The following is a 23361-nucleotide window of genomic DNA, read 5'->3' as shown; positions in this document are numbered from 1 at the left end:
TATAATTAATTAATTTAGAATATAAACTCTTCAAGAGACCTATGAAATTTATAGTATCAAGTACATATTTACTCAAACAATTACAAGTTTTAGGAGGTGTCATAAACAACTCTAATACCTTACCTATTTTAGATAATTTTTTATTTGAATTAAACAATACTGCATTAACAGTTTCTGCAAGTGATTTAGAAACTACTATATCAGCAACATTAAAAGTAGAAAGTGATAATAGTGGAAGCGTAGCATTACCTGCGCGATTATTGTTAGACACTTTAAAAACATTTCCGGAACAACCTTTAACTTTTATCGTTGAAGAGAATAATACAGTAGAAATTAGTTCTAATCACGGAAAATACGCATTGGCCTATGCAAATGGTTCAGAGTTTCCTAAAGCAGTGGCACTTGAAGATCCAAGCTCAACTACATTAACAGGAGATGTTTTGGCAACGGCAATTAGCAAAACTATTTTTGCAGCTGGCAATGACGATTTAAGGCCTGTAATGAGTGGTGTATTCTTTCAGTTTTCTAAAAACGGCTTGACTTTTGTCTCAACAGACGCACACAAATTGGTAAAATATAGACGAGATGATGTAAGTGCAAATCAAGAAGCAGAATTTATTATGCCAAAAAAACCTTTGAATCTTTTAAAGGGAATTTTACTAGGTAGCGAAGAAAATGTGACTATTGAATATAATGATTCCAATGCAAAATTCTCTTTTGATAATACAGAATTGGTTTGTCGATTAATAGATGGTAAATATCCAAATTACGAAGCTGTAATACCTAAAGAAAATCCAAATAAATTGGTTATAGACCGAACACAGTTTCTAAATTCTGTGCGTCGTGTAAGCATCTTTTCAAATAAGACCACACATCAAATTCGCTTGAAGGTTGCTGGGGCCGAGTTGAATATTTCTGCTGAAGATATTGACTATAGTAACAAAGCTGAAGAGCGTCTTACTTGTGATTATCAAGGTGACGATATGCAAATAGGATTTAATTCTCGTTTTTTAACCGAAATGATCAATAACTTAAATTCTGATGAGGTTCAACTGGAAATGAGCTTACCTAATAGAGCTGGACTTTTAACTCCAGTAGATGGTCTCGACGAAGGCGAGCAAATTACAATGCTGGTGATGCCTGTGATGCTTAATAATTAAAGTTTTAATTGCATTAATTAAGATGTTGAGATAAAATGCCTTTCATGATTTCGGAATTATCATCCAAATCATGGTATTTAATGCGCTCATTAATAATTTCGGTTTTCATCTCCTCAATGATATCAGCATATTTTTTGTCATGAATAGCGTTGTATAATTCATGAGGATCATTTTGTAAATCGTAAAACTCCCAATTAGGTGTTGTTGTCACTTTTGAGGTTCCTTTTTTACCAAGATCCTGTCCATAAAAAAATATAAGTTTATATCTCTTATTTCTTAAGCCGAAATGTGAAGGACGTTCTGGGCTATGAAGCCAATATCTATAATACATTTGAGACCTCCAATTCGGAGAATTATTTTCTATTAAATTATCTCTGAAGCTCTCTCCTTGTACAAACTCTGGTTTTTCAATACCTGCATAATCTGCTAACAAAGCTGCAAAATCTATATTCAGAATAATATCATCAATTTCTTTGCCTCCTTTAATTTCTTTTGGGTAACGAATCACAAATGGCATTCTCAAAGATTCTTCATAAATAAGTCGTTTGTCAAAAAAACCATGTTCACCCAAAAAATATCCTTGATCTGCCGTATAAATTACAATGGTATTGTTAGCAATACCTTCTTCTTCTAAAAAATCCAAAAGTTTCCCAATATTATCATCAATTGCCGCTCCAGATCTCATAAAATCCTTTACAAGTTTTTGATAGATTTTTTTTCTGGCTTGAATACTATTTAATCCGTCTATTGAAAACGGTAAGCCAGGATATGTAGTCCACCAATTTTCTGGATCTTTTGTAGCCTGTACCCAACGATTTGCTAAAACTTCAAGTTTTTGACCTATGAATGTTCTACCTGTAGTTTCAGGACTAAAATCAAACAAGGTTTCTGGTTCAGGAATCTCTATGCCTTCATAAAGAGATTTGTAGCGTTCTGGATAATCGAAAGGTTCATGCGTTGCTTTAAAGTTGCAAAACATTAGAAAAGGTTTTGTAGAATCTCTTTCTTTTAAATGCTGAATTGTTAGATCTGTGATAACATCTGTTGAAAATCCTTTGTATTCAAGTGCTTGAGATGTGTCATAACCATCTTTCCAGTTGTTGTTTGATTTTAATAATGGATCCCAGTATCTTCCTTGCCCAGGCAATACATTAAAATAATCAAATCCTTCAGGTTTTTTTACCAAATGCCACTTACCTATAAGTGCTGTGTGGTATCCGGCATCTTTCAAAGACTTTGCTATATTTGGATAACCTTGTGGTAGAGGTTCATTAAGTGTAAAAACTTGATTTACGTGGCTGTATTGTCCTGTTAAAATACTGGCTCTACTAGGCGTACAAATAGAGTTGGTGCAAAAAACATTATTTAATAATGCCCCTTCTGCTGCCAAGCGTTTAATATTTTCGTTTTTTACATAATCCCGTAATTGGCCTCCATAAACGCCCCAAGCTTGAGAAGTATGGTCATCAGATAAAATAAATAAAATATTGGGTTGAACATTTTTAGATTGTTCATTTGTTTTGTCATTACAGGAAAATAAAAACAACAATAGTCCAAAAAATAAATAAGTAGAATAAAGTTTAATATGCATGAGTTAAAATTTTAAAAATTAATTAGTCAACACGTCCTACTTTTCTGTTCTCCTTTCCTTCTATATTGTACAATTTATCTCCTAGTTCATTTCTCATCGCATCCGCCAAAAGCTCAATTTCTTTTATTACTTCTGGGTAATCTTCTGCAACATTGTTTATTTCACTAATATCTGTATCCAGATTGTATAACTCAATGGAATTCATCACATTATATTCATAATCTACTGGAATACCATTTGTTCCGCCTGCCCTACCGTTTAAAGTTCTGTATTTGTGAGGAAAATACATTTTCCAATTTTTATATCGTACACTATGAAGTTCATTAACTCTATAATAAAAAAAGTAAGCCTCTTGTGGATTTTCGTTTGAATTACCAGTCCAAATATCCCAAACACTCTTTCCATCAATTTTATGTTTAGGTAATTCAGCATTAGTGATTTGAGCAATTGTTGGTAAAACATCAATAGTCATCATAGGTTCATCGATAACTCTTTCTCCTTTTATTTGATTAGGAAACCTTATAATACAAGGAACCCTTTGTCCTCCTTCTAGAGTTGTTCCTTTACCTTCTCTTAAAGGCAGTGCAGAGCCCGAATGATCTCCATAAGATAACCATGGACCGTTGTCTGAAGAGAAAATAACAAGTGTGTTATCATCAATATTTAGTGATTTAAGCGTTTCCAAAATTTGTCCTACTGACCAATCAATTTCCATAATCACATCACCATATAGTCCTCTTTCAGATTTCCCTTTGAATTTATCAGAAACGAAAAGTGGCACATGAGGTTGTGGATGAGCTACGTAAAGAAAAAACGGATTGTCTTTATTTTTCTTAATAAAGTCTACGCTTTTTTCGGTTATTTGGGTAGTTAACATGGATTGCTCCTGAAGCGTATCAATTATGGTTTCGTTTTCATATAGAGGCAATGGACCAAAATTAAAAATGGTTCCTTGTTGAGGATGATATGGCCACATATCTCCAGAATACAAAATGCCAAAATAATCATCAAACCCTTGCTTTCTAGGCATGAATTTAGGATTGTCTCCTAAATGCCATTTACCATAATGAGCGGTTTTATATCCTTTTTCTTTAAGAAGTTCTGCTATTGTAACTTCGTTTAAATTCAGACCTTTCTTACTATTTGGACCAAACGCACCATCAATCCCTAACCTATTAGGGTAACATCCTGTAAGAAGTCCTGCCCTTGAAGCAGAACAAACAGCTTGAGCAACATAAAAGTTGGTGAGCTTTATACCTTCTTTTGCCATATTATCTAAATTAGGCGTTTCAATGTTTGGTGAACCATAGCACCCAATATCTTGATAACCCTGATCATCAGTAAAAATAATGATAACATTAGGTTGCGTATTGTCAATATCTTCCTTATTTTTTTTTGAATTATATTGGCAATTATAAAGAATGAAACTGATTATAATGAAAACTAATAATACTGGTTTTTTCATGTGACAATCTTTTGGATAACTTAAACTTTATAAAAATTAAAGGCTCCTAAAATTAGGTTTCAAAATTCTAATTTTTATTTTAAATAAAGGAGCTATAAAATTAATCAGGAATTAAATAACTTAAAAATAGTCAGATATTTAAATTATTTCGACCGATAACAGTCTAATTAAGACTAATGCATAATGATTAATGTCATCATTGGTTCTGTTTATGATAAACTTATATAGATTGCAGTTAAAAAAAAGAAAGCGCTCACTAATGGTGAGCGCTTTTGATTATCTCATTACTAACTAACTAATAAAATTAAGAGATAAAGGGTATTGTGGAATTTCACCATTACTTGCTCTAATGGCATTTATTATTGGAAAAACAAAAGATATTATACCTAAAATAATTAAGCCTAAAATTCCTAATCCTAAAAGCAAAATCAAAGGAATGCATATCAGCATGTAAATTAAAAGGCTTAATTGAAAGTTGATAATTCTCTTACCATGCTCATTCATTTCATATACTTCATCCTTTTTGGTAAGCCATAAAAATAATGGTAATAACAAACTCCCAAAGCCAATAACTAGCGTTATTAATTGACTTAAATGCGTTAATACTATAAGTTGCCTGTTAACTTTCATGGTTAATGTATTTTTTTGATTGATACTTATTTGACGTACAAAGCAAAAAAATGTTACACTTCAAAAAGAAATTTAACCCTTTACCCCTAACCTTTCAAGAATAGTGTCCATTAAACACCATTTAGTAAGCGATGACTGTAATAAATTTGCCCCGACAAAAGCTGTGAACCACAACCAATTTTGATTTACATAAATTGCTAACAACAAACTAACAAGAATAAATGTTCCTGCGATACCTCTTACAACTCTATTTTTCATACTAATTTATTTTAAATATATTTTTCTATGGGAACAACAATCGCTTTTACAGGATTGTTGGTTTCTAAATTTGAATTAAATTCCTTTATCAAATCAAACAAGGACTCGATATGCTCTTCGTCAGTAAAAGAAAAAAACATCACCGATTCATTACCTCCTTTTTCGGATGCAAACCAATTAGACGACATTAGTAAAGCTGCATTGTTTTTATATCCATCAATGTCAGAACTACTATAACTTTCTATTTTAGCTTTTTTAAACAAATGTTGAATTTCTTTATGGAACTCTTCAACAACAGTTACAATAATTAATTTCATCATTTATAATTTTTACGTTCAATCATATAATATACAAGTGGTACAACCAACAAGGTTAAGAATGTAGATACGATGGTACCTCCCATTAATGAAATGGCCAAACCTTGAAATATTGGATCAAATAGAATAACAAAAGCACCAATGACAACAGTTCCGGCAGTTAATAAAATTGGAGTGGTTCGTACAGCTCCTGCTTCAATTACTGCCTGCTTTAATGGAATTCCTTCATTCAAACGAAGATTAATAAAATCAATTAACAAAACTGAATTTCTAACCATAATACCAGCCAAGGCAATCATTCCAATAAAAGATGTTGCTGTAAAAAAAGCACCCATAAGCCAATGCCCTAACACAATTCCGATTAACGATAACGGAATTGCCACCATCATAACTACAGGTGCTTTAAAGTTTTGAAACCAGCCAACAATCAATATATAAATCATGATAATTGCACCAATAAATGCAATTCCTAAATCCCTAAAAACTTCAAGTGTAATTTGCCATTCACCATCCCACTTTACAGTGTAATCATTTTCAAATTCAGGTTGACCTAAATACATTTCGTTAATTGAATAACCTTTTGGCAAATCAATATTTTTTAATTTTTCTTCCATTCCTAAAATGGCGTACACAGGGCTTTCTAATTCTCCTGCCATATCCGCCATGACATATACTACTCGTTTTTGATTTTTGCGATAAATACTTTTGTCACTAAAAACTTCTTCAATGTTTACCAAATCAGCAACGGGCATCATGAATCCTTGTTGTGATTTAATTTTTAATTGGGAAATATCGTTAATATTTGATTTTTCCTTTTCGTCAAGGGCTAGCACTACTCCAACTTGATGTGTCGCTTTCTCATCATACAAATTGGTTATAGCTCGATTTGATAAAGCCATGTTCATTGTATGAGTGATTTGTTGAGGTGTTACACCATAAAGCATAGCTTTTTCTCTATCAATTTCAAATTGATATTCTTTTTGATCAGCTTCAACCATCCAATCTATATCAACAACATCATCTGTTTTAAATAATATCTCTTTAATGCTATTTGCAACTTCTATCTGTTTGTGATAGTCTGGACCATAAACTTCAGCAACAATTGTAGATAATACTGGTGGTCCAGGTGGTACCTCTACAACTTTTACATTAGCGTTAAACTTTTTAGCAATATTTCTTATTTCAGGTCGTAACAATCTAGCTACATCATGGCTTTGGTCATTGCGCAGTTTTTTATCAATAAGATTCACTTGAATATCTGCCATATTACTTCCACCTCTTAAATCATAATGCCTTACCAAACCATTAAAGGTGATAGGTGCTGAAGTACCAACATAACTTTGGTAGCTTACAACTTCTGGCCTTGTTGATAAATATTGTGATATTTCTTTGGCTACTACAGCTGTACGTTCTAATGTAGTGCCTTCTGGCATATCTATAACTACCTGAAATTCGTTCTTATTATCAAAAGGTAACATCTTTACTGCCACGGATTTTGTAAAAAACATGGCTATAGAGCCCATTAGTAAAATGAATGTTAGCCCTAAAAAAACCCAACGTTTTGTTCTACTTTCAATTAAAGGTTTCTCAAACTTATTGTAAACTTTAAAGATGAAAGTTTCATGCATAGGTTTTTCAACTTTGCTTTCAACATTCTTCTTCCCTTTTTCACGTAAGAAAATGTATCCCAAATAAGGTGTAATGGTTAATGCAACAAACAATGACAAAATCATTGCAATTGAAGCGCCTATAGGCATTGGTGCCATATATGGGCCCATCAATCCTGATACAAAAGCCATTGGCAATACAGAAGCTATTACTGTAAATGTTGCTAGAATGGTTGGATTACCAACTTCGTTTATGGCATACAAAGCAGCTTGTTTAAAAGGCAATCTCTTCATCTTGAAATGTCTGTGCATGTTTTCTGCAATAATGATGGAGTCATCAACAACAATACCTGTAACAAAAACCAAAGCAAATAATGTGATTCTGTTTAAGGTATAATCTAAAATGTAATAACTTAAAAGAGTTAGTGCAAAGGTTATTGGTACAGATAAGAATACCACCAATCCACCACGCCAACCCATGGCTAACATAACTACAAATGTTACTGCAATAATAGAACCAATAAGGTGTAACAATAACTCTGAAACTTTATGTGAAGCGGTTTCACCATAATTTCTTGTAACCTCTACATGTACATCATCAGGAATTAAATTTGTTCTTAAATGTTCGACTTTTTCTAAAATAACATCAGCTATTTTCATAGCGTCTGCCCCTTTGCGTTTAGCAACCGATATTGTTACCGCTGGATATTCAGATTTATAGTTTTTAGCATTTACACTAGCTTGACCAAAACCTAAACTCACATAATTGACAGGAATTTCTGGACCATCAATAATATTGGCAACTTGTCTTAAGTAAATAGGTTGATTTTGCTGTGAACCAACGATTATATTTTCAACATCCACAACGGTTTCTAAAAACTTTCCTGTATGCACTAGAAACTCTGTATCATTATTACTAAAACTGCCAGAATTCAATTGTGAATTATTGGCTTTGATCATTTGTGAAACAGATAAAAAATCCAATTCAGATGATGCCAATTTATCTTTATCCAAAACGACTCTTAATTGACGATTTCTACCGCCAATTTTTTGAGTTATAGCTACATCATTTACCTTTTCTATTTCATCTGTAAGCTCTTGAGCTATTTGTCTTAATTGGTAATCATCATAGTTTTCGCTCCACAAAGTGAGTCCTAGCATGGGCACGTCATCAATAGCTCGTGTTTTTATTAATGGGAAGGTAACGCCTTCAGGCATTTGGTCCATGTGCTTGTTAATTTCATTATAAAGCTTAACAAACGAGCGTTCAATATCTTCTCCAACATAAAATTGAACAATGACCATAGCCTGCTCATTCATAGAAGTCGAATAAACATACTCTACACCCTTGACATTGGAAATCAATTTTTCAAGAGGTTTAACAACTCGAGACTCTACTTCTGTTGGACTAGCACCTGGATAGCCAACAAAAATATCAGCCATTGGTACATCTATTTGTGGTTCTTCTTCACGAGGTATTAAGAAAGAACTGTAAACTCCAATAACCATAAACACGATCATTAGAAGAATTGTAAGCTTTGAATCTATAAAGATCTTGGCAATTTTTCCTGCTAATCCTTCTTTCATTTTTTAAGTTTTATGATTATTGTATCTTAATTTTTGCACCATTATACAATTTGCTTTTAGCAGAAACTATATATGTTTCTCCAACTGACAAACCAGATAACACTTCTACTTGATCTCCATATGTTCTACCTAACCTCAACCACCTCAAAATGGCTGTATTACTTTGACTAACAGTATAAATTCCTGTCAATTGACCATTCGTAATTAGTGCCTTTGACGGAACTAAAACAACACTTATATTTCCGGCTTTTTCCACTGGAAATAGAATGGTTGCAAACATTCCCGATAGAATGTTCACTTCAGTTTTGTCTAATGAGACTTTAACAAAATATTGTCCACCGGTATTTTTTGCTGAAGCACTAACCTCTGAAATCTGACCTGTAATTGTTTTATTAATGGATTTTACTATAACTTTTACTTTGGTACCTTTTTTAATTTGTGATATCTCTAACTCTGGAACACTGCCAACAACTTCAAAATTACCCGGAGATTCAATAGAAATTAACGATTGTCCTGGATTAGCCATATCTCCCTTTTCTACCATTTTATTAGTTATCATGCCATTAAAAGGTGCAATAATATTAGTATATGCAAACTGTGCATTAACTTCATTTTTCATTTGTTTCGCAGATTCTAAACGTGCTTTAGCCATTTCAAATCTTGCAGTCATGTCATCTAATTCCTTTTGAGAAGCACTATTCTCTGAAAATAAATTCTTGAATCGGTTATAATCTTTTTCTGCGTTATTATAAGCAACCTGGGCCTCTGCGATACCGGCATCAACTTGAGCTTTTTTGGCTTGTAAATCGGTATTGTTTATTGATATCAATAACTGACCTTTACTTACTTTATCCCCTACATTGACTGGGACACTATTAACAAAACCCATAGTACGAGTACTTAAGTCTGCACTATTTTCTGCTTGTATTTTCCCGCTTATAGATAAAAAAGTATCATTTTCATTTGTTCCCACTTCGTTAACTTTTACCGGTATGGCTATTTCTTGTTCAATTTCTTTTTGGTCATTCTTACCACAACTTAACATTAAAGTTGATATCAATACTGCAATTAATAAATAGGTATAATTCTTCATGTTCTAATTATTCTTTAGTTAAAAAGTTAAGATATGCCAGTGTGTAGTTGTACTCAAATATCGTTTGATAGTATTCTAATTGCTTTTGGGCATACTGTGTTTCAGATAGTAATAAATCTGATGTTTTTTCAAGACCTTCTTTAAATCTATTTGTTCTTATTCTCAAAGATTCCTTTGATTGTTCTACAGCTAATTCTGTTAACTTCAATCTGTTTTTTGAATCGATTAACATTCGCTTTGTTTTATTCAATTCTAATTTACTTTGAGAAAGATATTGCTCATATTGAAGTTTGGCTTTGTCTAATTCTGCTTGGCTTTTTTGAGCCTTTCCAAAACGTTTTGACCCTTGAAAGATATCCCAACTCAATTGTGCTCCAAACAGGTATCCACTGGCAGCTCCTTGAAAAATTTGATCATCATAAAGCTCATAGCTACCAAAAGCATTCAAACGAGGTAAGAATGCCATTTTATCTGCTTTATTATTGGCTGTATAAGCTTCTGTAGCAAGTTGCATTGCCTTGATATCTGAACGACTTTCAGATAAAACTATATTGGCTTTAATGCTATAGCCGTCAACAACCAAACTATCAGATGGTTTGTAAATTACATCTTGTTGATCATTCATTAAAAATGAAAGATAATTGGATGCATTTTCAAGATTGCTTTTAGCTATTTGCATCTGATTTTGTACCTCTGTTGTTCTAACTTCAACAGATAATACATCAGATCGTTGTAAAAAACCTTGTTTGTAACTATTCTCTGCTAATTTTTTATTGGCATTGGCTGCTTCTAAGGCTTTTTCTAAAACCTCTAGATTCTTATACGCTAATTGTAGTTTCATATAAGCTTTGTCAATTTCAAGGATTAAAAAATCCGTATTACGTTCGGTCTGCAAATATGTAGCATCCATTTTAGCTTTGGCAGCTTTACGCTGATAAAGACCATCCATATTGATTAACGGTTGTTGAATTTCGAATTTTGTAGCAAAATTTTGGATTTGATCAGGATCATTTAAAAGGGCTGGATTAAAATCGCTTGCCGTTAAAATTTCTTGATTTAATTTTGATCCAAAAGCCATCAAGGGGTTTGTGGTTGAAATTCCTGTATGTGATGCCGTAATATTTGGTAAAAAAATGGCATTGGTTTGCCTATAGTCTGCCCTTGCCTGTTTAAAGTCTTCTTCGGAAATTTTAATGTTTTGATTGCCTTCAATTAATTTCTCTAAAACCAAGGACTTTGAAATCGGAACAACCTCCTGTGCATTTGAAGTTATAATAAAACCAATCAAGGTAAAAATTATAATGTGAATTCTATTCATTCTTTCTGATTTGATAGTGCAAAAGTAATTTCAAACCAAAAAGTGAATGGTAACAATGGTTACATAAGAAAGGTATTGGATTAATTATCTTCTAAACCATGGGCTTTCAAAATATTTTTAAACTCTGGATCGTCTTTTAGAAAGGCAAAAAAATCATCGAGTTCCCTTTTTAACATTCGTGTTTGATCATTTCGTGAATGGTCTAAATAAAATATGATACTATCTTTTTGTTTAAGACCAGCAAAGACAACAGAAGTCATATAATTAATCTCATGCTTTTGCCCTTCTCTTCTTATGGTTTGTATAGCCTTATAAGCATTTAAAGTATCGCCTAACTGACCATAACAATACCCCAAAAAGCGATTGTAGACAGGCTGCTCTTTAGCCAACATTTTTAAAGGTTTTATTGCTTTTTTATAATCTTTCATATCCATATAGAGCCTGAAATATGATCTGTTTATTACGAACTTATTATTTTCTGTACTACTTCTTTCAATTTGCTGCATAAGCCTTTCCGCTTCTTCATATTTATAATTGGCTATCAATGCTGTAAAGTAACTGTTTGCGGTGGCAAATGACAAAGGGTCTAATTTATAAGCTATTTTAGCTTGTTCTAATTGTTTTTCAGGTTGGTTGGTATAGTAAAAATATGTTGAATACTGATGTCTTGCTGTTAAATCGTTTGGTGAAAGCTGAATAGCAGTTTCAAAAGCTTTTTCTGCTTCTTCATATTTTTTCTCAATATTATAAATGAGTCCTTTAACTGTGTAGATACGAGATATTTTATTGTTTATTGCTTCAGCTCTTTCCAAATATTCTGTTGCCAAAGTAGCTGCTTCTTTTGGATTTCTTCCCGAGTAATAAGTCCCTAAATAGATAGAATTGGCAATTTCCGCATAGGCTTCTGCATAATCAGGATCTAGTTCAATAGCCTTTTCATAAAGCTCTATGCTTTTTGCTATGCTTTCTGCATTTCGTTTATCTGCTTCTCTGCGACCTAACAAAAACAGTTTGTAAGCTTCTAGATTTTTTGTTGGTATGGAAGCTAAACTCTGAATTTCATCAAACGACAAATTTAAATGTAATGCACTAACGATTTCTGATGAAACTTCAGATTGAATTTCAAAAATATCTGTCAGCGTCTTATCATAGTTTTCTGCCCATATATGCTCGTCTTTTTTACCATCAATTAATTGTGCTGTAACCCTAATGTCATCTCCATATTTTTGCACACTTCCTTCAAGTATATAAGATACTCCAAGCTCTTTTGCTATTTCTGGAATTGTTTTTTTGGTGCCTTTATATTGCATTATTGAAGTCCTCGAAATGACATGCAAATCTTTAATTTTGGCAAGGTTTGTAAGGATATCTTCGGTAATGCCGTCACTAAAAATTTCAGAGTCATCGTCAACACTCAAATTATCAAAAGGTAAGACAGCTATAGATTTATCATAACGTGTTTCATCAACTTCAAAAACATCAAGTTTATAAGCAACTAAAAATAGAATTAGAAGAATAATTGATACAAGAGCGATCTTTCTTGAACTGATTCTGGCTCGCTTTGGGTTATTAGACTGTTTTAATTTATTTTTAATGTCCTCTATTTGAGGCACTACTAGACCATCATTCGATATTGCAAAAACAGGGACAGCTTCATCAACATTTTTCAAATCAAAAACAGCTAAAAATTTAGACTCAATTTCTCTGCGGCTTCTAATCTGGTCATGAACTTTGTCTGAAATAAGGATGCTTCCGGCTTCACCTAATGCCTCAATTCTTGAAGCGACGTTTACCGCATCGCCAATAATCTCATTTTCAGAATATACAATATCTCCAACATGAATGCCTATTCTTACCGGTATAATCGGATCTTGCATAAATTTCAATTGCATTTCAATGGCACAGTTTACAGCTTCTACTGTGCTTTTGAAGATACTTAAAGTTCCATCTCCAAAATATTGTATGATTTTTCCATTATGCTTTGTTGTTGATGCTTGAAAAATTTCTCGATGTCTTTCCCTTAATGCAATAGCCTTTTTCTCGTCATACCTCATAATAGAGGTATAACCTTGCATGTCTGTAAACATGATAGCAGATAAATGACGGTGTACTGACATAAATTATTAGGTGAATAGTGTCAAAATTAATTATAATAATGTAAAATAGCTTTGTCTTAAATTAAAAACAGAACCAAAAAAAAAGATATTTTTATTTAATTTTATTGAGCAAGGCTACAAATCTAGGTTCGTCTTTAATAGGATTAAATTTAACATCTCTTTTCAAGCCCCAAAAGAACAAACCTAAACCACCAGTATTATAATCTTTCTCAAGCCAAGTCAAAGTGTTTTCCTTGTCTCCTAACCCCATATAAATAGTCGCAATCATATAAGGTGGAACATAAGTAGTTTCGTGTTTTTCTAACAGATAATTAAGAATTTTTTTAGCTTTTTCTGTTTGTCCAGACTTGGCATAAGCATATGCCAACATCCAATTTGTATTAATGCCAACTGTTCTCTGATTAAACACCTTAATAGCTTCTTCATATTTATTTGCACCTGTAAGAAGATTTCCTTTCATAAACAATAACATATTATCTTCTGGAAATCTTTTAAGAGCATCGTTAAGTACTTTGATACCCTTGTCATATTCATGAAAATAATAATGAGAAAAAGCAATGTTTGCTATATTTTTGGTTGATAATGGATCTAACTCCAAGACTTTATTAAACAATCGAACGGCTTCCTTCAAGTTTCCTTCAAACAATCTTATCCAAGCCAATTTATCATAAGCGCCAACATAATTTGGGTTTATTTCTATAGCTTTTTCAAGGTAACTTACGGCTGTTTCCTTTTCAAATCTGTAATAGCTTATAGAACCAAGTGCACCATAACTTCCGCCTTCAGCAGGACTTAACTCAAGAGCTTTAAGTGCTGGTGTTAAAGCCTTTTCTAATATTTCTTTTGGCGCTTCACGGCCCCAATAAATATATTCTAAATAGGTGTCTGACAAACCTACATAAGCTCGACAAAAACTGGGATCAATGTCTATGGCCTTTTCAAATAAATCTTTTGCCTTTTCGAGTTCTTCAACCTTACCTCCGCCTCGATTTAAAAACATTTGCGCTTCTTTGTAATAATTATAAGCTTCTGAACTCTCAGTTGGTAATTTATTTAAACTTAAAATTTCATTTTCACTCAAAGTTATTTTTAAAGCTCTAGCAATCTCATTGGATACCTGACTTTGTATTTCGAAAATTTCAGTAAGAGTTTTATCATAATTTTCAGCCCACAAATAATTATTATTTTGTGCATCAATTAATTGAGCATTGATCCTAACCTTATCTCCATATTTCCTAACACTACCCTCTAGCACATAAGAAACCCCAAGCTCTTTCGCTATATCTGAAATAGACAAATTTGACTCTTTGAATTGCATGATTGATGCCCTAGAAATAACCTGAAGTTCTTTGATTTTAGATAATTGTAACAAAATATCTTCTGTTACTCCATCTGTAAAGTTTTCTGAATCTGTATCATTACTCATATTTGAAAATGGTAATACGGCAATAGATCTATTTAAAGCAACATCTCCATTATGCGATGAATTAAACGATTGATAATAATAAAACAAAGCCACTAAAATAGCGACTATTCCTAAAGTGACTAAAACACTTTTTCTTTTATAGGCTTTAAAGGATTGACTTTCTTTTTCTTTAGTCTTACCAGATAATTCGTCTTTTTTTGGAACTACAATGCCTTGATTTGCAATAGCAAAAACAGGCATGATTTGATCAACATTTTTAAATTCAAAATTGCTGATAAATTTTGAATTGATATCGTTTTGATTACGAAGTTGATCATTTACTTCTCCAGAAATCAAAATGCTACCAGCAGCAGCAAGAGATTCTATTCTAGAAGCCACATTAACAGCGTCACCAATAATATCTGATTCTGTACGAATAATATCTCCAACATGTACACCTATTCTAACTGGAATTGAAGGTTCTTTCTGAAAGGCTCTTTGCATTTCGATACCGCATTTAATAGCTTCTACGGAACTACTAAAAATACTTAAGGTACCATCGCCATAATATTGAATGATTTCGCCACCGTATTTTTCAGTAACAGAATTAAAAATTTCACGATGTTTAAATCTAATATGAACAGCATCTTTCTCGTCATTCTGCATTAGTGCAGTATAACCTTCAATGTCAGTAAACATTATTGCGGCAAGCTGTCTTTTCTGAGACATTAAAATGCTATTAGTATTAATAATTTACTAAATTATAATAATTTCTTGATTATGTTACCCCTTTTGTAATTACTTAACATGCCTAAATATTCATATATTTATACAATACATTTGATTACTTAACCAAAATATGAAACCAACCGAATTTAAAGACATTTCTTCATTCCTAAAACAAGTATCATTTTTTTCAGAAGTTTCAACAAAATCACTAGAACATTTTAGTAAAAATTTACAACCTGAAACCTATAAAAAGAATGAGAATATTTTTAAAAAGAATGATAAAGGTAATAGTATGTTTGCCATTCTTTCTGGTAAAGTTAAAGTACATGAAAATAATCATATTTATGGTTATCTATCTCAAGGTGAATGCTTTGGCGAATATGCTTTAATTGACAATCAGTCTCGCTCTGCATCTATAACAGCTACAGAAGATACTAAAGTTTTAAAAATTGATAGAGAACATTTTCTCGATCTTATGAAAAATGACAGTGGTTTTTCTCAAGGCATTCTTTCCGTAATGATAAAACGCCACAGAGAACTTGATGCCATTCAAGAACGATTGGCAACTTCTAATCATGAGGTAGAATTAGCAAACATTAAAATGAGTGGTTTGATTAATGGAGCTATGGATGCAATTATTATGTTTAATAGTGATTTTAGAATCGTGCTAACCAATCCTTCAGCTAATAAATTGCTTGAAAACAATGATGTATTACAACGTAATGTTTTGTTTTTCTTTGATGATGAAAGTGCAAATCTTATTGAATCTATTGTGAATTCAACAAAAGAAGGTGAAGACAAAACTACAAACAAATATCTTCCCAATATTGTAAAGGTCATTGGTTCTAACGAAACCGAATCCTTAAACGAAGGTACTATAAGTAAATATGGTAGTGATGAAGATACATTTTACACACTTATTTTAAGAAATATAGAAGAACGCCTGATTGCCGAAGACAAAATTAACTTACTTACCAAAAAGACAGAATATCTTGAAGAAGAAATTCAAGAATTAACAAGTAACTACGGAATTATTGCTGAAAACAAAAGTATGAAGCATGTTCTAAATCTTATAAACCAAGTAGCAAAAACAGATGCCACAGTTTTGGTTACAGGCGAAACCGGCACAGGAAAAGAATTGGTTGCGCGAGCAATACATAAAGGAAGTGAAAGAAACGACAAACCACTGATTAGAATAAATTGTGGTGCAATTCCGGCTAATTTGATAGAAAGTGAATTGTTTGGGCATACAAAAGGAGCTTTCACAGGTGCAACAGCAGATAGAAAAGGCCGTTTTCTATTAGCAGATAAAGGCACCATTTTTCTTGATGAAATAGGTGAATTACCTTTAGAACTACAACCAAAATTATTACGTATTATCCAAGAAGGAGAATTTGAGCCTGTAGGAAGCTCAGAAACCATCAAAGTAGATGTTCGGATCATAGCGGCAACACATAGAAATTTACTAGAACTTTCTAAAAGTGGAAAATTCAGAGAAGATTTATATTACAGATTGAATGTCTTTCCTATCGAAATTCCTCCTCTACGAAATAGAGATAACGATATTTGCCTGATTGCCCATGAAATGATAAATCAATTCTCAAAAAAACTAGGGAAATCTATAAATACTTTAAATGATAACGATAAAGCCATTTTGTTGTCTTACAATTGGCCAGGAAATGTAAGAGAATTGCAAAACCTAATAGAGCGTGCAGTTATTATTTCACAGGAAGGAAAAGTAAATTGGCAAGCTATTATTCCAAATAATAAAAATGTTCAACAAGTAAATTCAGAAGTTAAAACAACAAGAATATTAACTACAAAAGAGCTAAATGAACTAGAAAAAGAGAACATTTTAAGGGCTTTAAAACAAACACGTTGGAAAATATCAGGAAAAAATGGAGCGGCAGAATTGCTACAGTTACCACCAACAACATTAGCTTCAAGAATAAAAGCATTAGGAATTGAGCGACCTATTTAACTATGATAAAATTCTTCCGTAACATCCGTAAAAAATTATTAGCTGAAGGTAAAACCGCTAATTATCTTAAATATGCCATTGGCGAAATAATTCTTGTAGTAATTGGTATCCTTATTGCGTTACAAATAAATAATTGGAATGAAAATAAAAAAGCTAAAGAAAAAGAAGTTAAGCTTTTAATAGAATTAAAAGGTGACCTCCTTGAGACCAAGAATGATTTACTAACTGATATCGAAAAAACGCAGCATATTCTGTCTACTACTAATATGCTTTACAAAGCCATTATCGCAGACCAAGTTTTTGAAAAAAAACCTTTTAAATTATCAACAAGTTATATTTTAGAAACCGCTTCACTCTTTCCAAAATTAAGTGCGTATGAAGCAATACAATCAGAAGGTATAACTATAATTTCCAATGATAGTTTAAGAAAAAAGGTTACCGATTTTTATCAGTTACATTTAAAAAGAGTAGCTGCTGCTGAAGAATATTTAGAAGATATTAATAATAAAGTATTAAAGCCTTATTTAAATAAGTTTTCGAAATATGGAAGTAAATGCAAAGACTGCAAGGATTTATATGAACTATATAGTTCTAATCAAGAAGCCCGACTAAACTTATACTTAATATCTAAAGTAGATGATGAATTAGTGCATATGCTTAAAGAAAAGTTTAATGTCTTTAAAACGCTAAATCAACGATATTTAGAATTGTCTTCCTTAATTGATGAAATTATTATTTCAATAGATTACGAAACCAATCCGAAATTATGATAAAATTCTTTCGTAAAATCCGTCAAAACCTCATTATGGAAAACAAAACGTCCAAGTATTTTAAATATGCCATTGGTGAAATTATACTAGTCGTTATTGGTATTTTAATCGCTTTGCAAATCAATAACTGGAATAAGCAAAGAAAAGACAATAAACTTGAAGCCGAATACTACTGCAGATTACTTGAAGATATTGAACAAGACAAACAACAAATTAATCAACTAAAATTATTTGCTGATAATAGGCTTAAAGCATCAAACGAAGCACTTCGGTTACTACAACAAGAAAGTCCAAATAGTATAGATGTTGGCAAGCAAAATTCTCTAGCAATTAAAGCTATTTATTTTGACTTTAAACCAAATAACACGGCTTTTGAAGACTTAAAATCTGGCGCAAAATTAAGTGTAATAAAAGACAAAGACATTATTAAATCTCTCAATATTTATTACAATAATATTGAAACTTTGAAAAGTATAATTATCGTTAATGGTAAACGAGCTGTTGATATTTCATTTGCACATGAAGATAGATTTGCTAATGGGCATACACAAGCTTCAATAGAATATGGTCGATTTAAAGAAGGAATGGATAAAGATGTATTAAAAAACATTAGTACTGATACCATACCTTTATTAACCAAAAGTATGCACAAAAGATTATATAATGAAGCTCTAGTTTATATTTCTACCAATACACGTCAGATTGAATTATTAAATTATCTTATAGATTATACGTCTTCAATGAGTATGTTATTACAAAATAAATGTGTTTCTACTGATTAAATTCTTATAAATTTAAAACCATGAAAACAATATTTACAATATTAAGCGCCTTAATCCTTACAACGTCCTTATATTCTCAAAACGGGAAATTAATTGCAAAAAAAGCTGTTGTTTTTCATGATAGTATTCAACAAAAATTTAAAGAGAACGCTAGCTTTTCAGAATTTCATTCAACAACAGATCTATTCAAGATTACCTATTTATCTGACGGATTAAAAATAAATGGGTACATGGCACAACCCAAAGAATCTGGTGTATATCCAGTAATTATTTTTAATCGTGGTGGTAATCGTGATTTCGGTTCAATTAATGATATTCGTGCTAACTTTTTATTACGAAAAATGGCATCTTGGGGCTATGTGGTTGCCGCAAGTAATTATCGTGGCGGTGGTGGCAGTGAAGGTATGGAAGAATTTGGTGGCGCCGATGTCAATGATGTACATAATCTTATTCCCTTACTGGCAAATGAAAAAATGGCTGATACATCAAGAATGGGCATTTATGGTTATAGTCGTGGTGGCTTAATGACCTATAGAACTATATCTGAATCCTGCAAATTCAAGGCCGCTATTATTGGTGCTGGAGTTACCAATTCAATAAGAGGCATTGATAAAAGGCCAGAAATGGAGCAATATGTATATTCTCAATTAATCCCAGATTATAAAAACAATAAAGAAAAAGGGTTAAAAGATCGTTCGCCAATATTTTGGACTGATAGATTATGTAAAACAACACCAATTATGTTGTTACATGGATCATCTGACTGGCGCGTTTCTCCAGAAGATGCTCTAGATATGGCCGATTCTCTTTATAAATATAAGCATCCTTTTAGATTTCATTTTTATGAAGGTGCAGATCATGGTTTGTCTGAATATCGTTCAGAAGTATGGCAGGACGTACAAGAATTTTTTGATTACTACGTAAGAGATTTAGAGCCTTTACCAAATATGGAACCTCATGGTAGATAAAACATTAAGCTATGATCAAATTCTTTAGAAATATCCGTAAAAGATTACTGGCAGAAGGCAAAACAGCCAACTACTTAAAATATGCCATTGGGGAAATTGTATTGGTGGTCATAGGAATTTTGATTGCCTTGCAGATTAATAATTGGAATGAAAACAGAAAAGTATTGTTACAAGAAAAACAACTATTATTAAATCTACAGGCCGAATTTAAAGACAATCTTCAAGATTTGGATTCTATTACGCTTGAAGTAGATAAAGTTATCGGCTCTTTAGAAAAAGTGTTTGATTTGTTTTCACCAACCCATATAAATCAACCTGTGGATTCATTAAACATCTGGTTATCAAAAGCTCTAAATTCTCCAAACTGGAAACCTAGTGAATATCTTCTAAATAGTTTAAATAATTCAGGAAACATAACAGGATTTAAAAATGAAAACTTAAAACTTTTACTATATAAATGGTCTAGACAACAAAAAGAAATGAATGAGGTACAGCAAAGAACAGAAAAGACTGGCGAAGAAATTATATCTTACCTTAAAGAATTTGGTTCATTAAGAAATGTAGATGTAGCTAATAAAGAATTTAATTACAGGCCTTCAACTATATTCACATGTAATAATACCCTGCTATCCGATTCAAAATTTGAAAATTATATGGATGATAAATTATACATGTATAAGATTACCCAAAAATCGCTACAGAATGCGAGAAAAACAATTGTTCAGTTAATTGAAGAAACAAGAATATAAACTAGGCAAATAGTATGATCAAATTCTTCAGAAATATTCGAAAATCACTACTTATGGAAAACAAAACCTTCAAATACCTAAAATATGCTATTGGCGAAATTGTCCTCGTTGTCATTGGTATTTTGATTGCCCTTCAAATTAATAATTGGAATGAACAAAGAAAGCTAAAAAAAATTGAGCTTGATCTTCTTGTTGAACTTAATAATGTTCTAGAAGGAAGCAAAATGGAAGGAGGAAAGCATGGAGGAGAACTAGAATTTCAAAAAATTCAAATTGATGAAAATAAAAAATCACTTGCCTCAAGTAACTATCTTATAAATCATTTTGACCAAGAACTTCCGTTTAATGATTCTTTGAAATTTCATTTTGCAAATGCGCATACACGATACATAGCTTTTATTAGAGATCAAGCCTATGAAAATATAAAAAATTATGGTTTAGGTTTTATTAAAAATGACTCTTTAAGAGCTGAACTTATAAGAGCATATGAAACAAATACCCAGTGGTTACTTGAACTAAATACACGAAATAATTTATATGAAAGTAATACGGTAATTCCTCTACTTGTTGAGCTTTTCGAAAATGTTAGGATGGAAGATTATGAACAAGATAAATTTATGATTCCGACTAATTTTGAGTTGTTAAAAAACAATATTAAATATCTAACTATTTTAAAAACTACCAAATCAAGGAGAGTTGAGTATTTATTATATCAAGAAAGAAGATATCAAAGATTACAGATGATACACAAGTTCCTCCAAAAAGAAATAGCTTTTAGGACTGATTATAAAAATAATGATTAAATTCTTTAGAAACATCCGTAAAAAACTACTGGAAGAAGGGAAAACCACTAAATACCTAAAATATGCTATAGGCGATATTGTACTCCTAGTATTAGGTATTTTAATCGTTTTGCAATTCAATAATTGGAACGTAAATGCCTAAAAAAAAGCTTTTTAAATAACTCATCTATAAATGATAAAACTTCTCTTGAAATTTATTTCATTACTGCTACTTTTAAATATTATTTTTTCTTGCCAGCAAAAGCATTTTAAAAAAGAAAAATTGTTTAACCATGTGCAAACTCAAATCAATGCCATACATGGAGATGTAGCGGTAGCTTTTTTAGACCTTTCAGACCCTACAGATAGCCTTTACATCAATGCCAATGAAACGTTTCATGCCGCTAGCACGATGAAAGTTCCCGTAATGATCGAATTGTTTAAACAACAAGAGGAAGGTACTATCAATTTAAATGATTCAATCCTATTAATTAATGAATTTAAAAGTATTGTTGATGGCAGCCCTTATCGTATGGATATTGCCGATGACAGTGACGATGTCATTTACAACAAAATCAACACTAGTGTAGCTCTTAAAGATTTAATGTACAGCATGATTACAGTAAGTAGTAATCTTGCCACCAACGTGTTAATAGAGCTGGTGGATGCCAAAAATGTTACAGCTACCATGCGTAATCTGGGTGCAGAAAAAATTAAGGTATTAAGAGGTGTCGAGGACCAAAAAGCATACGACTTGGGTTTGAGTAACATGACAACAGCAAGAGACTTGTTGATTATTTTTGAAGCCATTGCAACTAATAAGTCAGGATCCCAAGGCAATTGTAAAGCAATGATTGATATTTTGAAAGATCAACGATTTAATGAGATCATTCCATATTACTTGCCCAAAGAGGTAGAAGTTGCACATAAAACAGGTTCAATTTCTGGTGTTCATCACGATGCAGGAATAATATATTTACCCAATGGAAAATCTTATATACTCGTAGTACTTTCCAAAAATTTGGCTGATTTTGAAAAAGGCACTCAACAATTAGCAGAAATATCAAGAACCATTTATGATTATATGACAAAAAAATAATAAATTCAGTATTTGAAAAGTGATTCTCTATAGGAAGTTATTGAAAACTCATGCAATCAAATATAACTGACCAAATTATATGATCAAATTCTTTCGTAAAATCCGTCAAAACCTGATTATGGAAAACAAAACAGGAAAATATTTAAAGTATGCCATTGGTGAAATTATACTTGTAGTTATTGGTATTCTTATTGCATTGCAGATCAATAATTGGAATGAACAAAGAAAGAGCAACGATCTATATTACTCTTATCTTTTAAGACTTAAAGAAGATTTTACCAGCATTTATAATTCTACGACAGATGCTCTAGAAATTGAAGAAAGGTTACTTAATTTAGGAAAGTTGGTACTAGACTTTAACTTAAACAACAAAGAAGATGTCAATCCTTTAGAACTTGCTATCGGTATAGACTATACTGCAGGAAGGCAATTCTATAACAAGAGTAGTCAAACTTGGAAAGATTTAGTCTCAACTGGGAATTTAAAGCTTATTGAAAATAAGCAATTAAGAAATGACATAGGAGCTTATAATAATTTAGCAAATCAAAGAGATTTTCAAATTGAAGAATGGTTTAGATTTAAGGAGCAGTATAGAGACTTAACGAGACACATCTTAAAACCGGAAGAACGATTATTGATTCCTGATAATTGGCCAAATACAAATGTTTCAGAATCAGGTTTTGATGACTTAAGATCTATTTTCAATTCTAGTTTAGATGAAATCAAATTCAAATTACAAGAAATTCCTGAATTAAATGGAGTACTATCAGATGTTATAATTACTCGTGAAATCACTACTCATATGATGCATGGAGAATTAAAAATTCTTAATGGGATTCTTGATATTATAGAATTTGAAATTTCTAAATTTAAATAATTATTAAATTTTTTTACAAATACTAGTTGTCATGTTGCGCATAATTGGTACTTATCTTTATCAAATATCCCATTTC

The 23361-nt window shown here is 31.8% G+C and carries 20 protein-coding genes; 10 read left to right on the top strand and 10 right to left on the bottom strand.

The genetic code is table 11. The features are described from left to right. Positions 1-41: 41 nt before the first annotated feature. On the top strand, positions 42-1160 hold the full coding sequence (dnaN, locus tag AAFP94_RS13415) for a DNA polymerase III subunit beta (RefSeq protein WP_316663325.1): 1119 nt from the start codon (positions 42-44) through the stop codon (positions 1158-1160). 13 nt (positions 1161-1173) lie between these two features. On the opposite strand, the gene AAFP94_RS13410 is transcribed toward dnaN, so the two are convergent. The 10 genes from AAFP94_RS13410 to AAFP94_RS13365 all read right to left on the bottom strand — a co-directional run bounded on the left by AAFP94_RS13410 (position 1174) and on the right by AAFP94_RS13365 (position 15277). Continuing rightward, on the bottom strand, positions 1174-2751 hold the full coding sequence (locus tag AAFP94_RS13410) for a sulfatase family protein (protein WP_316663327.1): 1578 nt from the start codon (positions 2749-2751) through the stop codon (positions 1174-1176). A 22-nt stretch (positions 2752-2773) separates the two neighbouring features. Further along, positions 2774-4216 carry a sulfatase family protein gene (locus AAFP94_RS13405; RefSeq protein WP_316663328.1) on the bottom strand — a complete coding sequence of 481 codons (1443 nt, stop codon included), beginning with the start codon at positions 4214-4216 and terminating at the stop codon, positions 2774-2776. Positions 4217-4507: 291 nt separating this feature from the next. Beyond that, positions 4508-4846 (bottom strand): DUF4870 domain-containing protein, encoded by a 339-nt coding sequence (locus tag AAFP94_RS13400; RefSeq protein WP_316663330.1) that lies wholly within the window; start codon positions 4844-4846, stop codon positions 4508-4510. A 72-nt stretch (positions 4847-4918) separates the two neighbouring features. Next, entirely contained in the window at positions 4919-5104 is a 186-nt protein-coding gene (locus AAFP94_RS13395; RefSeq protein WP_316663333.1) for a YgaP family membrane protein, read from the bottom strand. A gap of 11 nt (positions 5105-5115) precedes the next feature. Beyond that, on the bottom strand, positions 5116-5421 hold the full coding sequence (locus AAFP94_RS13390; RefSeq protein WP_316663335.1) for a hypothetical protein: 306 nt from the start codon (positions 5419-5421) through the stop codon (positions 5116-5118). Then, on the bottom strand, positions 5421-8615 hold the full coding sequence (locus AAFP94_RS13385; RefSeq protein WP_316663336.1) for an efflux RND transporter permease subunit: 3195 nt from the start codon (positions 8613-8615) through the stop codon (positions 5421-5423). The genes AAFP94_RS13390 and AAFP94_RS13385 overlap by 1 nt, the downstream gene beginning before the upstream one ends. Positions 8616-8631: 16 nt before the next feature. Further along, complete coding sequence (locus AAFP94_RS13380; protein WP_316663337.1) at positions 8632-9708, bottom strand: efflux RND transporter periplasmic adaptor subunit; 1077 nt, start codon at positions 9706-9708, stop codon at positions 8632-8634. Positions 9709-9715: 7 nt separating this feature from the next. After that, positions 9716-11026, bottom strand: a complete 1311-nt coding sequence (locus AAFP94_RS13375; protein ID WP_316663338.1) for a TolC family protein — start codon at positions 11024-11026, stop codon at positions 9716-9718. A gap of 80 nt (positions 11027-11106) precedes the next feature. Then, a complete protein-coding gene (locus tag AAFP94_RS13370; RefSeq protein WP_316663339.1) occupies positions 11107-13143 on the bottom strand; it encodes an adenylate/guanylate cyclase domain-containing protein in 2037 nt (678 codons plus the stop codon). A 91-nt stretch (positions 13144-13234) separates the two neighbouring features. After that, the gene (locus AAFP94_RS13365) at positions 13235-15277 is read right to left on the bottom strand and encodes a tetratricopeptide repeat protein (RefSeq protein ID WP_316663340.1); all 2043 of its coding nucleotides are present in this window, start codon (positions 15275-15277) and stop codon (positions 13235-13237) included. Between the two features lie 130 nt (positions 15278-15407). Here AAFP94_RS13365 and AAFP94_RS13360 point away from each other — a divergent pair, with 130 nt between their 5' ends. From AAFP94_RS13360 to AAFP94_RS13320, 9 genes are all read left to right on the top strand, one after another. Then, positions 15408-17258 carry a sigma 54-interacting transcriptional regulator gene (locus AAFP94_RS13360; RefSeq protein WP_316663341.1) on the top strand — a complete coding sequence of 617 codons (1851 nt, stop codon included), beginning with the start codon at positions 15408-15410 and terminating at the stop codon, positions 17256-17258. Positions 17259-17260: 2 nt separating this feature from the next. Continuing rightward, the gene (locus AAFP94_RS13355) at positions 17261-18028 is read left to right on the top strand and encodes a DUF6090 family protein (RefSeq protein ID WP_316663342.1); all 768 of its coding nucleotides are present in this window, start codon (positions 17261-17263) and stop codon (positions 18026-18028) included. Then, positions 18025-18810, top strand: coding sequence for a DUF6090 family protein (locus tag AAFP94_RS13350; protein ID WP_316663344.1), 786 nt, complete (start codon positions 18025-18027; stop codon positions 18808-18810). The genes AAFP94_RS13355 and AAFP94_RS13350 overlap by 4 nt, the downstream gene beginning before the upstream one ends. Positions 18811-18830: 20 nt before the next feature. Further along, the gene (locus tag AAFP94_RS13345; protein WP_316663346.1) at positions 18831-19778 is read left to right on the top strand and encodes an alpha/beta hydrolase family protein; all 948 of its coding nucleotides are present in this window, start codon (positions 18831-18833) and stop codon (positions 19776-19778) included. An 11-nt stretch (positions 19779-19789) separates the two neighbouring features. Further along, complete coding sequence (locus tag AAFP94_RS13340; RefSeq protein ID WP_316663348.1) at positions 19790-20527, top strand: DUF6090 family protein; 738 nt, start codon at positions 19790-19792, stop codon at positions 20525-20527. Between the two features lie 53 nt (positions 20528-20580). Beyond that, entirely contained in the window at positions 20581-21330 is a 750-nt protein-coding gene (locus tag AAFP94_RS13335; RefSeq protein ID WP_316663350.1) for a DUF6090 family protein, read from the top strand. Further along, a complete protein-coding gene (locus AAFP94_RS13330; protein ID WP_316663352.1) occupies positions 21323-21472 on the top strand; it encodes a hypothetical protein in 150 nt (49 codons plus the stop codon). Before AAFP94_RS13335 ends, AAFP94_RS13330 begins: the two co-directional genes overlap by 8 nt. Positions 21473-21502: 30 nt before the next feature. Beyond that, a complete protein-coding gene (locus AAFP94_RS13325) occupies positions 21503-22408 on the top strand; it encodes a serine hydrolase (RefSeq protein WP_316663354.1) in 906 nt (301 codons plus the stop codon). A 118-nt stretch (positions 22409-22526) separates the two neighbouring features. After that, entirely contained in the window at positions 22527-23285 is a 759-nt protein-coding gene (locus AAFP94_RS13320) for a DUF6090 family protein (RefSeq protein WP_316663356.1), read from the top strand. The last annotated feature ends 76 nt before the right edge of the window (positions 23286-23361 follow it).

The sequence above is a fragment of the Gilvirhabdus luticola genome (genome assembly GCF_040117515.1).
GTDB lineage: Bacteria > Bacteroidota > Bacteroidia > Flavobacteriales > Flavobacteriaceae > Gilvirhabdus > Gilvirhabdus luticola.
Note: the sequence above shows the minus strand (reverse complement) of the source record. Positions and strands in the feature narration are given on the sequence as shown.